Source organism: Parafrankia discariae, assembly GCF_000373365.1.
Classification (GTDB): domain Bacteria; phylum Actinomycetota; class Actinomycetes; order Frankiales; family Frankiaceae; genus Parafrankia; species Parafrankia discariae.
The window spans coordinates 1-13,653 of sequence record NZ_KB891276.1 but is presented as its reverse complement, the minus strand read 5'-3'; the positions used below and the strand labels follow the sequence as shown (position 1 = coordinate 13,653).

The 13,653-nt window shown below is 73.8% G+C and carries 11 protein-coding genes and 1 pseudogene; 9 read left to right on the top strand and 3 right to left on the bottom strand.

What is annotated here, in order from left to right; translation table 11 throughout:
• The 4 genes from ccrA to B056_RS0132675 form a co-directional block, all read left to right on the top strand.
• A partial coding sequence (gene ccrA / locus B056_RS0132690) for a crotonyl-CoA carboxylase/reductase (protein WP_018502348.1) occupies positions 1–1,335 on the top strand: 1,335 nt, incomplete at its 5' end.
• Between the two features lie 155 nt (positions 1,336–1,490).
• Complete coding sequence (locus B056_RS38885; protein WP_018506056.1) at positions 1,491–2,156, top strand: TetR/AcrR family transcriptional regulator; 666 nt, start codon at positions 1,491–1,493, stop codon at positions 2,154–2,156.
• A 437-nt stretch (positions 2,157–2,593) separates the two neighbouring features.
• Complete coding sequence (locus tag B056_RS0132680; RefSeq protein ID WP_026240418.1) at positions 2,594–3,979, top strand: FAD-dependent oxidoreductase; 1,386 nt, start codon at positions 2,594–2,596, stop codon at positions 3,977–3,979.
• Between the two features lie 84 nt (positions 3,980–4,063).
• Positions 4,064–5,218: an acyl-CoA dehydrogenase family protein gene (locus B056_RS0132675; protein ID WP_026240417.1), complete on the top strand. Its 1,155-nt coding sequence runs from the start codon at positions 4,064–4,066 to the stop codon at positions 5,216–5,218.
• Between the two features lie 9 nt (positions 5,219–5,227).
• On the opposite strand, the gene B056_RS0132670 is transcribed toward B056_RS0132675, so the two are convergent.
• Positions 5,228–6,163 carry an arsenic resistance protein gene (locus tag B056_RS0132670; RefSeq protein ID WP_035753600.1) on the bottom strand — a complete coding sequence of 312 codons (936 nt, stop codon included), beginning with the start codon at positions 6,161–6,163 and terminating at the stop codon, positions 5,228–5,230.
• A gap of 217 nt (positions 6,164–6,380) precedes the next feature.
• On the opposite strand from B056_RS0132670, the gene B056_RS45865 reads away from it, so the two are divergent.
• On the top strand, positions 6,381–8,213 hold the full coding sequence (locus tag B056_RS45865; RefSeq protein WP_018506052.1) for a phytoene desaturase family protein: 1,833 nt from the start codon (positions 6,381–6,383) through the stop codon (positions 8,211–8,213).
• Here the strand turns inward: B056_RS45865 and B056_RS41405 are convergent.
• Positions 8,147–8,932 (bottom strand): annotated as a pseudogene (locus B056_RS41405) (ABC transporter ATP-binding protein); the annotation flags it as partial. The gene B056_RS45865 and the pseudogene B056_RS41405 overlap by 67 nt on opposite strands.
• Before the next feature lie 153 nt (positions 8,933–9,085).
• Here B056_RS41405 and B056_RS0132655 point away from each other — a divergent pair.
• The 3 genes from B056_RS0132655 (at position 9,086) to B056_RS0132645 (ending at position 11,418) form a co-directional block, all read left to right on the top strand.
• Complete coding sequence (locus tag B056_RS0132655) at positions 9,086–9,949, top strand: helix-turn-helix domain-containing protein (RefSeq protein WP_018506051.1); 864 nt, start codon at positions 9,086–9,088, stop codon at positions 9,947–9,949.
• A 191-nt stretch (positions 9,950–10,140) separates the two neighbouring features.
• Positions 10,141–10,785, top strand: a complete 645-nt coding sequence (locus B056_RS0132650) for a superoxide dismutase family protein (RefSeq protein WP_026240415.1) — start codon at positions 10,141–10,143, stop codon at positions 10,783–10,785.
• Between the two features lie 186 nt (positions 10,786–10,971).
• On the top strand, positions 10,972–11,418 hold the full coding sequence (locus B056_RS0132645) for an SsgA family sporulation/cell division regulator (RefSeq protein ID WP_026240414.1): 447 nt from the start codon (positions 10,972–10,974) through the stop codon (positions 11,416–11,418).
• A 53-nt stretch (positions 11,419–11,471) separates the two neighbouring features.
• On the opposite strand, the gene B056_RS0132640 is transcribed toward B056_RS0132645, so the two are convergent.
• Entirely contained in the window at positions 11,472–12,605 is a 1,134-nt protein-coding gene (locus B056_RS0132640) for a nitroreductase family protein (RefSeq protein ID WP_026240413.1), read from the bottom strand.
• 409 nt (positions 12,606–13,014) lie between these two features.
• Here B056_RS0132640 and B056_RS0132635 point away from each other — a divergent pair, with 409 nt between their 5' ends.
• Positions 13,015–13,653, top strand: coding sequence for a response regulator (locus B056_RS0132635; RefSeq protein WP_018505390.1), 639 nt, complete (start codon positions 13,015–13,017; stop codon positions 13,651–13,653).

Genomic DNA, 13,653 nt, shown 5'->3' with positions numbered 1-13,653 from the left:
GAAGCGATCATGGCCGGTGGGGGGCCTTCGCCGGAGCGGCGGGCGGAGTTCGGGGCGTTGGCGGTGCCGGAGTCGTACCGGGGTGTGGTGGTGCGTAAGGCGGAGGTGGGGATGTTCGAGGGGCGGGTGTCGCGGGAGAAGGATCCGCGGGAGTCGTTGCATGTGGATGAGGTGGGGACGCCGGAGTTGGGGCCGGGTGAGGCTCTGGTGGCGGTGATGGCGTCGTCGGTGAACTACAACACGGTGTGGACGTCGATCTTCGAGCCGTTGTCGACGTTCGGGTTCCTGGAGCGGTATGGGCGGTCGTCGCCGTTGGCGGCCAAGCATGATCGGCCGTATCACGTGGTGGGGTCGGATCTGGCGGGGGTGGTGTTGCGGACGGGGCCGGGGGTGCATGCGTGGCATCCGGGGGATGAGGTGGTGGCGCACTGTCTGTCGGTGGAGTTGGAGCGTCCGGAGGGGCACAACGACACGATGCTGGATCCGGAGCAGCGGATCTGGGGGTTCGAGACGAATTTCGGTGGTCTTGCGGAGCTGGCGTTGGTGAAGGCGAACCAGTTGATGCCGAAGCCGGGGCATTTGAGTTGGGAGGAGGCGGCGGCGCCGGGGTTGGTGAACTCGACGGCGTACCGGCAGTTGGTGTCGGGGAACGGTGCGGGGATGAAGCAGGGTGATGTGGTGTTGATCTGGGGGGCGTCGGGGGGGTTGGGGTCGTACGCGACGCAGATGGCGTTGCGGGGTGGGGCGATCCCGGTGTGTGTGGTGTCGTCGGCGGAGAAGGCGGCGATCTGTCGGGCGATGGGTGCGGAGCTGGTGATCGACCGGGCGGCGGAGGGGTATCGGTTCTGGTCGGATGAGCGGACGCAGGACCCGCGGGAGTGGAAGCGGTTCGGGGCGCGGATCCGGGAGCTGACGGGTGGGGAGGATCCGGACATCGTGTTCGAGCATCCGGGGCGGGAGACGTTCGGGGCGTCGGTGTATGTGGCGCGTAAGGGTGGGGTGGTGGTGACGTGCGCGTCGACGAGTGGGTTCATGCATGAGTACGACAACCGGTATCTGTGGATGAACCTGAAGCGGATCATCGGGTCGCATTTCGCGAACTACCGGGAGGCGTGGGAGGCGAACCGGCTGGTGGCGCGGGGGTTGGTGCATCCGACGTTGTCGAAGGTGTATCCGTTGGAGCGGACGGGGCAGGCGGCGCTGGATGTGCACCGGAATGCCCATCAGGGCAAGGTCGGGGTGCTGTGTCTGGCGCCGGAGGAGGGGCTGGGGATCCGGGACGAACGGACCCGGGCCCGTCACCTCACGGCTATCAACCGCTTCCGCGGCGTGTAGAACCCGCGCCGCCGCGGCGGCCCTGTCACCGGCCGCGGCGGTGGTGGGCGCGCCGCCGCGACCGGTGGGGCCGGCCGGCACCGCCGCGGGTTCGACCGGATGCGCATTGTGGTCGGGCGGAGGCTGGTAGCCTCCCGGCTGGGAGGAGTGTTCCGGTGCCAGCAGAAATCGTCCGATCCGCCCCGGGCGAACCACCCGCCGCCGGCGAGGCCGAGGAGCACCAGCCCCCAGTCGCCGCCGGCCCGCGGGCCAGGGCGCGTACCCCGGCCCGGGCGACCCGCCGCGAGGAGCTGCTGCGGGCGGCCGCCCGGCTGTTCGCCGAACGCGGGTTCCGCGGCGTGGGCATCGAGCAGATCGGCGCCGCCGTCGGGATCCGCGGGCCGGGGATCTACCGGCACTTCCCCAGCAAGGACGCGGTCCTCGTCGAGCTTCTCGTCGGCATCAGCCAGCACCTGCTCGACGCCGCCCGCGAGGCCCGCCGGGTCGGCGCCTCCGCCCCGGAGACCCTGGACCTGCTCGTCCGCGGGCACGTCGAGTTCGCGCTCGACAACCCCGACCTGATCATCATTCACGACCGCGACCTGTGGAGCCTGCCGGAACCGGCCGAGCGCGAGGTCCGCAGACTGCAGCGGGCGTACGCCGAGCAGTGGGTGGACGTCCTGCGGCAGGTGCGGCCCGAGCTCGACGCGCCGACCGCGCGGGCGCGCACCCATGTGCTGTTCGGTCTGATCAACTCCACGCCGCACAGCGCGACCGATCTGGCCCGGGCCGAGATGGCCGAGATGCTGCACGCGATGGCGCTGGGCGCCGCCCGCGGCTGACCGTCCGCCGCCGGCCTGCCCACGGCCTGAGCGCCGCCGAGCCGTCGGCGGCTGACCGTCCGCCGCCGAGCCGTCCCGGACCGGGCGGAGCGGCCTTCGGTCGCGGGTCAGCTTCCATCATGTCGGGCAAATCCGTCGTAAACGGAATTACGGTGACGGTAATGGAGGGAATGGGGCGGGCGGGTGGCTGCCCGCGTGGCACCCGGCCGCATTCCGTCATCGCAGTTCTTGCGCCCGGAAGCGGGCTTCTCTACGTTGCGTGGAGGTGGCCGGTACGGCGCGGTCGCGACCTGCAGGGGCGACGATGCCCGGCCGACCGCGAACCCGGCATCTGCGATGTCGCCCGAGCCACACCGGTCGGGGATGTGATCGCGCCGGCGGTCGACGCCCGGGTGACGGGCGTACATCGGCGGGAATTCGGCTGGAGGAGTGTATCGATGCCCCAGGGAGCTGCGGCCGCGCCGTTGACCGTCGCGGTGGTCGGATCCGGTCCGTCGGGCTTCTACGCGGCGGCCTCGCTGTTGGACCAGCACGACGTACCGGTCCGGGTGGACATGTACGAGCGGCTGGCCACGCCGTGGGGCCTGGTGCGTTCCGGAGTCGCCCCCGACCATCCGAAGATCAAGGCGGTGTCCAGCGTGTACGCGGCGATCGCCGCGCACGAGAACTTCCGCTTCTTCGGCAACGTCGACGTCGGCAAGGACGTCACCCGGGAGGAGCTGACCGCGCGCTACGACGCCGTCCTGTACGCCGTCGGCGCGCAGACGGACCGCCGGCTCGGGATTCCCGGTGAGGACCTGCCCGGCAGCGTGTCCGCGGTCGACTTCGTCGGCTGGTACAACGGGCACCCCGATTACGCCAACCTCACCTTCGACCTCAGCGGTGAGCGCGGGGTCGTGATCGGCGCGGGCAACGTCGCGCTCGACGTCGCCCGGATCCTCTGCTCGCCGCACGAGCGGCTGTCCCGCACCGACATCGCGGACCACGCCCTCGAGGCGCTGCGCGCCTGCGCGCTCAAGGAGGTCCTGGTCGTCGGGCGCCGTGGTGCCGCGCAGGCGGCCTTCACGACCGCGGAGCTCAAGGAGCTGCCCGAGTTCACCGAGTCCGGGGTGGACATCGACCCGGCGGAGGTCGCCGAGCAGGAGGGCGAGGAGGAGCTGTCCCGTCTGGTCAAGCGCAACCTGGCGGTGATGCGCGGGTACGCGCAGAACCCGGTGCCCGCGGGCGCCCGCCGGGTGGCGCTGCGCTTCCAGCGCACCCCGCTGGAGATTCGCGGCGACGGCCGGGTCGAGGAGATCGTGTTCGCCCGCAACGCGCTGAAGGTCGGCGAGGACGGCTGGGTCAGCGCCGTCGACACCGGCGAGCGGGAGACCGTCCCGACCAGCCTGGTGCTGCGCGCCGTCGGCTACAAGGGCCGGTCGATCGAGGGGCTGCCCTTCGACGACCGCCGCGGGATCATCCCGAACGTGAACGGGCGGGTCGAGGGCGTCGAGCGCGAGTACGTCGCCGGCTGGATCAAGCGCGGCCCGACCGGGATCATCGGCACGAACAAGAAGTGCGCCGGCGAGACCGTCACCCGGCTGCTCGCGGACGTCGCCGACGGCGCGCTGCGCCGCCACGACCGGGGCGTCGCGTTCGACCCGGTCGGCGAGATCGACACCTGGCTGCGTGGCCGCCAGCCGCACCTGGTCACCGAGCAGGGCTGGCGGCTGATCGACGCCGCCGAGCGCTCCCTGGGGGAGTCCGCCGGCCGGCCCCGCGTCAAGCACGTCCTCACCGACGAGCTGCTCGACATCGCGTTGGAGCGCCGGATCGCCTCGTGACGGAACTCGCCGTATGACGGGTTGCGCGGTGTCGACCGGGTTCGCCGGGACGACCGGGTTCGCCGGGACGGCGGGGTTCGGCTCGTGACGGAGCTCGATCCCGAGGAGCGTGCAGTCGTCGACACCGTCCGTGACTTCGTCGACCGCGAGGTCCGCCCGGTCGTGCGCGAGCTCGAGCACGCCGACGCCTACCCCGAGGCGCTCATCGAGCAGATGAAGCGCCTCGGGGTCTTCGGGTTGGCGATCCCCGAGCCGTACGGCCAGGTGGACGTCTCGACTGTCTGCTACGTGCTGGTGACCGAGGAGCTGGCCCGGGGGTGGATGAGCCTGGCCGGCGCGATGGGCGGGCACACGGTGGTGTCCAAGCTGCTGCTGGCGTTCGGGACGGAGGAGCAGAAGCGGCGTTATCTGCCGCGGATGGCCACCGGTGAGCTGCGGGCGACAATGGCGCTGACCGAGCCGGGTGGTGGCTCCGACCTGCAGGCGATGCGCACCACCGCCCGGCCCGCCGGTGACGGCTACGTCATCAACGGCAGCAAGACGTGGATCACCAACGCCCGACGGGCCGGGCTGGTGGCGCTGCTGTGCAAGACCGATCCCACGGCGAGCCCGCCACACCGCGGGATCAGCATTCTGCTGGTGGAGAAGGTGCCGGGCTTCGAGGTCTCCCGGGATCTGCCGAAGCTGGGTTACAAGGGTGTCGAGAGCTGTGAGCTGTCGTTCACCGACTGTCGGGTGCCGGGTGACGCGCTGCTCGGTGGGGTCGAGGGCCGGGGCTTCGGGCAGATGATGCGCGGTCTGGAGATCGGCCGGCTCCAGGTCGCGGCCCGGGCGGCCGGGGTGGGCCGGGCAGCGTTCGACGACGCCCTGCGCTACTCCCAGGAACGGGAGTCGTTCGGCCAGCCGATCTGGAAGCACCAGTCGGTCGGGAACCATCTCGCCGACATGGCGACGAAGCTGACGGCGGCCCGTCAGCTGCTGTTGCACGCCGCGCGGCGCTATGACACCGGCGAGCGGGCCGATCTTGAGGCCGGGATGGCGAAGTACTTCTGCTCGGAGGTCGCGATGGAGGTCGCGCTGAGTGCCATCCGGGTGCACGGGGGTTACGGGTACTCCACCGAGTTCGATGTGGAGCGTTACTTCCGGGACGCCCCGCTGATGATCGTCGGTGAGGGCACCAACGAGATCCAGCGCAACGTCATCGCCGCGCAGCTCGTCAAGCGGGGCGGCCTGCCCTGAGGACCGCCGTCAGGGCAGCAGCCGAGGGACCAGCCGGACGTAGACGACCATGCCGACCACCTCGACGAGGGTCTGGGTGACGACGGCGACGGCGGCGATCGCCAGATCGTCGGGCAGGGCGAGCGCCAGCGGGAGGACCACCAGCGAGTTGCGGGTCGCCCCGGTGAAGACGACGGCGCGGCCGGCGGGCACGTCAAGGGCGAACAGACGGGCGACACCGAGCCCGGCGAAGGCCATCACGATCAGGAACGCGGCGTAGCACGGAACGACGCGGGCCACCTCGCCGAGGCTGCCGCCCATCGCCGGCACCTGGGAGGCGACCACGGTGACCAGCGTCGCCACCATCAACGGCACCATCGTCGCGTCGGTCGCGTCGGTCGCGTCCGGACGGGCGGGGCGGCGCGCCAGGTACGCCTGCGCCGTCCACGCCAGGGTGAGTGGGAGCACGATCAGGAACGCGAACGCCTGGAGGAACGGGCCGGCCTCGACGACGTCGCCGAGGCCGGAGCCGAGGAAGGCCAGCAGGAACAGCGGCAGCGCCAGCATCTGCGCGACCAGCAGCAGCGGGGTGGCGGCCAGGAGCTGGCCGGGCCGCGCGCCGGCCAGCCCGCTGAACACCACCACGTAGTCCACACAGGGGCACAGCAGGACCATCAGCACCCCGAGTCGCAGCGCGCGCTCGTCCGGCAGCAGCGGGAGCATTCCGGCCACGACGAGTGGCACGACGACGAAGTTCACCGTCAGCACCCCGGCCAGGAAACGGCCGCCGCGCAGCGCGCGGACCAGCTCGGCGGCCGGGACCTGCAGGAACGTGACGAACAGCAGCGCACCGAGCACCGGGTTGACGGCGTGCTCGAGCGTGGGGCCGGCACCGGGCGCGAGCAGGCCGAGCAGCACCCCGGCGGCGATGGCACCGAGATAGATCGGCACCTGGTGGCGCTCCATGGCCGCCGCGGCGGCCTCCGTCAACACGGCCTCCTCATCGCACCCTCACCCGCTCGGCGACAGGCGATCCGGGGACCGCCACACCGCCGGCCACATCCCGGGGAATCGGCACCGGGTCGGGCCGAGGGTATCCGGGCCACGCCGCCCGACACCCGCCGGGCGGGCCCGGTGGTGGCCTTCGTTGGTTCCGCCGCGGGCCGGGGAGCAGGATCGCGGGATGGGCGATCCCAGTGGGGCACGGCGGCCTCCCGCCAACCGGCTTCGCACCGGCGGGCTTCCCGTGCGTCGGCTTCCCGCCGGCCGGCGCGCGGCGGCCGACACCGTGGACGCGGTCGTCATCGGCGCGGGGGTGAACGGCCTCGTCGCCGCCAACCGGCTCGCCGACGCCGGCTGGGACGTCGTCGTGTGCGAGGCCGCCGCCGAGCCGGGCGGGGCCTGCCGCAGCGCGGAAGTCACCGCGCCCGGGTTCGGTACCGACCTGTTCAGCGCCTTCTACCCGTTCGCCGCGCGGTCCCCCGCGCTGCGCGCGCTCGACCTCACCGAGCACGGGCTGAGCTGGCTGCGTGCCCCGCGGGTGCTGGCCCACCCCACCCCGGACGGCCGCTGCGCGGTGCTGTCCACCGACCTCGACGCGACGGCCGACTCCCTCGCCGCCTACGCCCCGGCCGACGCGGCGGCCTGGCGGGCGCAGGTCGCGCTGTGGGAACGGGTCCGTGACCCGCTGCTGGAGGCGCTGCTGGCCGCCCCGTTCCCGCCGGTGCGGGCGGGCACACGGCTCGCTCGCACGCTCGGGGTCGCCGACGCGCTGCGCTTCGCCCGGTTCGCGATGCTGCCCGTCCGCCGCTTCGCGGCGGAGGAGTTCGCCGGCGCGGGCGCCGGGCTGCTGGTCGCCGGCAGCGCGCTGCACACCGACCTGGCCCCGGAGTCGGCGGGATCGGCGCTGATCGGCTGGCTGCTGGCGATGCTCGGCCAGGACGTCGGCTTCCCGGTGCCGCGCGGCGGCGCGGGCCGGCTGACCGCGGCCCTCGTCGACCGGCTGCGCTCCCGCGGCGGGGTGGTGCGCACCGGCGCCGAGGTGACCGAGGTGATCGTCACCACCGGCCGGGCCCGCGGCGTGCGGCTCGCCGACGGGACGACCGTGCGCGCCCGGCGCGCGGTGTTCGCCGACGTGGACGCGGTCTCCCTCTACCGGCGGCTGGTCGCCGAGGAGCACCTGCCCGCCCGCCTGCTCGCCGACCTGGCCCGCTTCCAGTGGGACAGCTCGACCTTCAAGGTCAACTGGGCGCTCGCCGGGCCGATCCCCTGGTCCGACCGCCGGATCGCCGACGCCGGCACCGTCCACCTCGGCGGGACCATGGACGATCTGACGATGATGTCCGCGCAGCTGGCGTGCGGGCTCGTGCCGGCCGACCCGTTCCTCGTCCTCGGCCAGATGACCACCGCCGACCCCGGCCGCTCCCCGGCCGGGACCCAGAGCGCGTGGGCCTACTTCCACCTCCCGCAGTCCCCCCGCGGTGACGCCGGCGGGGGCGGCGTCACCGGCCGCTGGGACGGTGCCGACACCGCCCGCCTGGTCGAGCGGGTGGAACGCAAGCTGGAGGCGGCCGCCCCCGGCTTCGGGTCGCTGATCCTCGGCCGCGACACCCAGTCGCCGCGCCGGCTGGAGGACCAGGACGCCGTGCTGCGCGGCGGCGCGCTCAACGGCGGGACAGCCGCCCTGCACCAACAGCTGGTCTTCCGCCCGGTGCCCGGCCTGGGGCGCCCGGAGACCCCGATCGCCGGGCTCTACCTGGCGTCGATGTCAGCGCATCCCGGCGGCGGCGCGCACGGCGGGCCGGGTGCCATGGCGGCCACGGTGGCGCTGCGCGACGCCGGCCCGGCCGGCCCCGTCCGCCGCCGCGCGTCCGCCGCCGCGCACCGGTTGATCTACCCCGCGCCCGCGGTGTCCGGCCCGGCGGGGCCGAGCCCGAGCCCGGGCTCGGGCTCGGTGAACGAGTCCTTGAGCGCCTCCGACACCTCGCGGGCGACCCGGCCGAAGGCCGCGTCGTAACGCAGCGCCGACTCGCGCGGGTAGCCGAAGGGGATCGCGATCTCGGCGAGCAGCCGCCCCGAGCAGGCGGAGAGCACGGCGACCCGGCTGGCCAGCAGGGCGGCCTCGACCACCGAATGGGTCACGAACAGCCCGGCGAACCCCTCCCGCAGGTGCAGGCGCAGTAGCTCGTCACCAAGCCGCTCGCGGGTGATCTCGTCCAGCGCGCCGAACGGCTCGTCGAACAGGAACAGCGACGGGCGGGCCGTGAGCGCGCGGGCGAGGGAGACCCGCATCCGCATGCCGCCCGACAGCGCCCGAGGCCGGTACCGCTCGTAGCCGCCCAGGCCGGTCAGGGCGATCGCGTCCGCCACCAGGCGGTCGCGCCGGGCCCGGGGGACACCGTCGAGTTCGGCGAACAGCCCGATGTTGGCCTCGACCGTCCGCCAGGGCAGCAGCGTCGGGTCCTGGAAGATGTAGCCGGGGGAGCCCGGCCCGGCGAGCACCGCGCCACTCGACGGCGCGGCCAGCCCGGAGGCGATGCGCAGCAACGTCGACTTGCCCGAGCCCGACGCGCCGATCAGCGCCACGATCTCGCCGGCCCCGACCCGCAGCGAGATGTCCTCCAGCACCCGGGTGCCGTCCGGGAACGTCATGCCGACCCGGTCGAACGACAGCGCCGTCCCCGGTGGGGCGAGACCCACGGCCGGGGCCGCCGCGGGTCGGGTCCTCGACCTCATGCGCACATCATCCACGCCCGCGGCGCCTGATCGACGCTGGCGGTACCTGGCTGCATGCTGGCCGTCAAGGCGTGGAAAAATCGGCAGGATACAGACATGCCCGGGGTCGGTGACCCACGGTGAGCGCACCACCGGGACGGCGAGGAGGACAGCGTGTCCAACGTCGGGCCGACCGCGCACCGCATCATGCTGGGAGCGCGGCTCCGGCGCCTGCGCGAGGCCACCGGAATCAGCCGGGAGGACGCCGGGTACGAGATCAGGTCCTCCGACTCGAAGATCAGCCGGATGGAGCTGGGCCGGGTCGGTTTCAAGGTGCGCGACATCGCCGACCTGCTCACGCTCTACGGTGTCGTCGCCGAGGCCGACCGGGCGCCGATCCTCGACCTGGCCGACGAGGCCAACCGGCCCGGCTGGTGGCGGCGCTACGCCGACGTCGTGCCCGGCTGGTCGGAGCCCCACCTCGGGCTGGAGAGCGCCGCGGCGCTGATCCGCAGCTACCACCTGCACGTCGTCCCCGACCTGCTCCAGACCGCGGACTACGCGCGCGCGGCCGTCCAGCAGGCCAGCAACCCGGGCACGATCAGCCCCGAGGCCGTCGCGCGCACCGTCGAGATGCGGATGGCCCGGCAGCAGCTGCTGGCCCGGCCCGATCCGCCGAAACTGTGGTCCGTGATCGACGAGGCCGCGCTGCGACCGCGGATCGGCTCGGCGGCGGTGCTGCGGGCCCAGCTCGCGCACCTGCGAACACTGGCCACCAGGCCGAACATCGTGATCCAGATCCTGCCGGCCGAGTACGGCGGCCACCTGGCCACCGGGGCCTTCACCATCCTGCGCTTCGCCGAACCCGAGCTGCCCGACGTCGTCCACCTCGAGCACCTCACCGGCGCGACAGACCTCGACCGCCCGGAGGACGTCGACCGGTACGAGGAGCTGATGAATCGGCTCAGCGTCGACAGCACGCCCCCGGACCGCTTCGAGGCGCGCCTCGACCGCCTCACGGCGGCGATCGACGGCTGAGCCACAGCCGGGTCACGCCCGGGCCTATCGGCCTGGCGACACTCGGTGGTCGGAAGGCGACTGGGAGCCCGAACGCTTCGTAGGGTTGGGCTGTCCACCGGGCCCGGCGCCGTGTCCGGCCTGGCTTCCGCGCTGGCCGCGTACGCGCCCGGGCCGTCGCCCGCTGTCCGCCCGCAGCCATGGAGGCCGCCTTGCGACGTCCCCTGTCCCGTACCGTCCTCGCCGCCGCCACGGCGGCGGCCTGTCTGGCCCTGGTGGCCGGCTGCGGCTCCGACGACGGCCCCGCCGCCGCGTCCGCGCCACCGGTGTCCGGCGGTGTCACGTCGCCGCCCGCCACCGGCACCGCCGGCAGCCTCGACGTCGTGCTGCACGACGCCTCCGGCGCCGAGGTCGGCACCGTCACCCTCACCCCCGTCGACGGGGCGGTGCGGGTCGAGGGCAGCCTGCACGGCCTGCCCGCCGGCGGCTACCACGGGTTCCACATCCACCAGAACCCGGTGTGTGACCCGAAGGCCGCCGGCGGCCCGTTCAGCACCGCCGGCGGTCATTTCAACCCCGGGGCGACCATGCACGGTGACCACGCCGGCGACCTGCCGCCGCTGCTGGTCGACGAGGACGGCACGGCGCGGCTGCAGGCGCAGACGGACCGTTTCGAGCTCGACGACCTGCGCGCCCAGGGTGCCGCGGTGGTCGTGCACGCCCAACCCGACAACCTCGCCCACATCCCCGACCGCTACACGGCGCAGGGCGCGGCGACACCCGGCCCGGACGAGCGGACCGCGGCGACCGGCGACGCCGGCGACCGCATCGCCTGCGGAGTGATCGAGAAGTCCTGACCGCGCCGCGCGGGCCGCGCCACACCGTGGTACGGCCCGCGCGGCCCGGCCGGCTGCCCGCCCGGCGCGGCCCGCGGCGGCCTGCGGGCGGTCCTTGGTCCCCCGCTCCGGCGGACCAAGGCAGGGTGAACTCGCCCCGTCTCCGGTGACACCGTGAGGTACGACACCGAGGGTGGGGAGGATCTCATGAGGGGCCGTCCGATTGTGTCCAACGTCGTGACCATGGACGTCAACGCCACCTACCTGACCGGCGACGAGGCGGGTAAGCGGGTTCCGGTGCTCGTCACCGCCCGCTTCGACCCGCTCGACCCGGTCGCGATCACCCTGCGTACCCGCATTCCCGACCAGCCGGTCCTTGCGTGGACCTTCGCGCGGGAGCTCCTCGCCGCGGGCGACGAGCGGCCCGTGGGGGAGGGCGCCGTCCGGATCGCGCCGGTGCTGCGCGAGCGCCGGCGGCTGCTGTGCGTCGATCTGCCGGGCCCCGCCGGGCCGGTCACCGTCGAGCTGCCGGCGTCCCGGGTCGCCGACTTCGTCCGGCGGACCTACGAGCGGGTGCCCGCGTCGGCGGAGAGCGCCGTCCTCGGCCTCGACCTGGACCTCGACCTGGACCTCGCGGCTCTCGACCGCGGTTGACCGGCCGGCCACCGGTCGCCCGGGCGGCGGGCCCCCGGCCCGCCGCCCGGCGGCTAACCGAAGGTCAGGATCTCACCGATCGGGCGCCGCGGGGTCAGCGCGGAGGGCACCGCGTCCCGGCGCGGGTAGCCGACCCGCAGGATCATCTGCACGTGCCCGGAGATGCTCAGCATCCGCTCGATCACCGATCGGTACCCGTCGCTGTCGATCGGCTGACCCATCGGCGAGGCGGCCGCGCCGGCCGCGGTGACGGTGAGCAGCACCCGGGCCAGCGCCTGCCCGGCGCGCAGCCTGTCCTCGGCCTGGTCGGCGTCCGTGCCGACCACGACGACGACGGGGCGCTCCACCGACGGCGGCTCCTGCGGGCGCTGGTCGACGGTCGGGGCGAGGCCGGCGTGCGCGGCGCCCACCACGCCGGCCTCGGTGTCGGCCGCCTCGGTGTCGGCGTCGTCCGCGGAGCGCGGCGCCGCGATGCCCGGGGCGCCGCGGGTGTCGAAGTCACGCAGCGGGAAGTCGCTGGCCCGTGCCGGGTGATGGGTCGAGGCCACGCCGGTCGGCACCCCGTCGGCGGTCGGGCCCTGCCCGCGCCGCCACGACGCCAGCTCGGCCCGGTAGGCGGGATCGGCCTGCTCCGCCCAGTCCGCCCGGGCCGCGACCACCGCCGCGTCCAGCCGCTGGTCGGAGTGCGACAGCGGCATCAGCCAGGCGCCCTCGGACTCGGCGGCACGGCGCATCCGGTCGATCAGGTCGCCGGCGAGCGGGCGCGCCTCGAACGGCCGGCGGTCGGTGTGCCGGGCGCCGGCGGCGGAGAACAGCAGCCGGTCGGAGTCCGTCGGCGCCGCCCGCCCGGCGACCCCCATCGCCGCGAGGACCAGCTCACCGGACAGCACCGGCTCCAGCCCGCCGGAACCGGTCGTCTCGGGAAGCAGCTCCACCACCGGCTCGAAGCCGAGTACCCGGAACGCCAGCCGGGCGTGCAGCAGCGCCGCGCCGCAGCTCACCAGGAGCTGCCGCCCGTCCGGGTCGAGGACGGCGAGGCGCCGCTCGACATCCGGCCGCAGTGTCAGCCGGCCCTCGGCGAGACGCCACCGCCAGGGCTGGGTGTTGTGGATGGACGGTGCGAGCGAAGCCGTCGTCACGACCTCGACTGCCACCTCGCGACCGACCCCCGCCGTCACCGACTCCATGATCGCGAACTCCCCTCGCCGTGCGGCGGCGTGTTGCGGGCGCACCGTGACCGGCACGGCCCGGGTCCACGGTAGTCGGCGCCGGGCCGACCGCAGGGTGCCCGACGGGACCATCGTGCCGGCGCGCGGGGGGCCGAGGACGCCAGATCCGTCACGTCCGGGCCGGGCGTCGGGCGGCGCCGGCGGGCCCCGCCGGCGCCACCCGACGCGGACCCACAGGTGCCCGGCGACAGCCGTCGACACCTGTCAAGCCCGGTCGGCCCGCCGCCCGCTCGCCGCCCACCCGTCGCCCGGCGCCGCGGCGCGCCCGCGGCCGCGCCGCGGGGCTCCCGCGCAGAGCCGGAGGTCCCGGCGGCGGCGGCCGATGCGACATGGGCGAAGGGCCTACGGCGCCCGTATGGTCGCTGCCATGGAGAAGATCCGGGTGTTCGTTCTCGATGACCACGAGATCGTGCGTAATGGTCTGCGTCAGACGCTCGCCCGGCATGACGATATCGAGGTCGTCGGTGAGGCCGGGCTGGCCGCGGAGGCGTTGCGGCGGATTCCCGCGTTGCATCCGCATGTGGCGGTGCTGGACGGGCGGCTGCCTGATGGCAGCGGCATCGACGTGTGTCGGGAGGTGCGTTCGGCGTTGCCGGACGTGGCGTGCCTGATTCTGACGTCCTATGACGATGACGAGGCGTTGTTCTCGGCGATCATGGCGGGGGCGGCGGGGTACGTGTTGAAGGAGATCCGGGGCAACGATCTGGTGGGGGCGATCCGGACGGTGGCGTCGGGGCAGTCGTTGCTGGCGCCGTCGGTGACGCGGCGGGTGTTGGAGCGGTTGCGGGACGGGCCGAACGAGGACCCGGCGATGGCGACGCTGAACCAGCGGGAGCGTGAGATCCTGCAGTTGATCGCGGACGGGTTGACGAACCGGCAGATCGGCACGCGGCTGGGGTTGTCGGAGAAGACGGTGAAGAACTACGTGTCGAGCATTCTGGAGAAGCTCGGCCTGGCGAGCCGCACGCAGGCCGCCGTCTACCTGATGAAGCAGAGCGGGGAGTAG

Coding starts and splice junctions, on each gene's coding strand:
- B056_RS0132680 (WP_026240418.1), top strand. CDS start 2,594: ATGCCCCAGGGAGCTGCGGCCGCGCCGTTGACCGTCGCGGTGGTCGGA.
- B056_RS0132640 (WP_026240413.1), bottom strand. CDS start 12,605: ATGGAGTCGGTGACGGCGGGGGTCGGTCGCGAGGTGGCAGTCGAGGTC.
- B056_RS0132645 (WP_026240414.1), top strand. CDS start 10,972: ATGAGGGGCCGTCCGATTGTGTCCAACGTCGTGACCATGGACGTCAAC.
- B056_RS0132635 (WP_018505390.1), top strand. CDS start 13,015: ATGGAGAAGATCCGGGTGTTCGTTCTCGATGACCACGAGATCGTGCGT.
- B056_RS45865 (WP_018506052.1), top strand. CDS start 6,381: ATGGGCGATCCCAGTGGGGCACGGCGGCCTCCCGCCAACCGGCTTCGC.
- B056_RS0132670 (WP_035753600.1), bottom strand. CDS start 6,163: ATGGAGCGCCACCAGGTGCCGATCTATCTCGGTGCCATCGCCGCCGGG.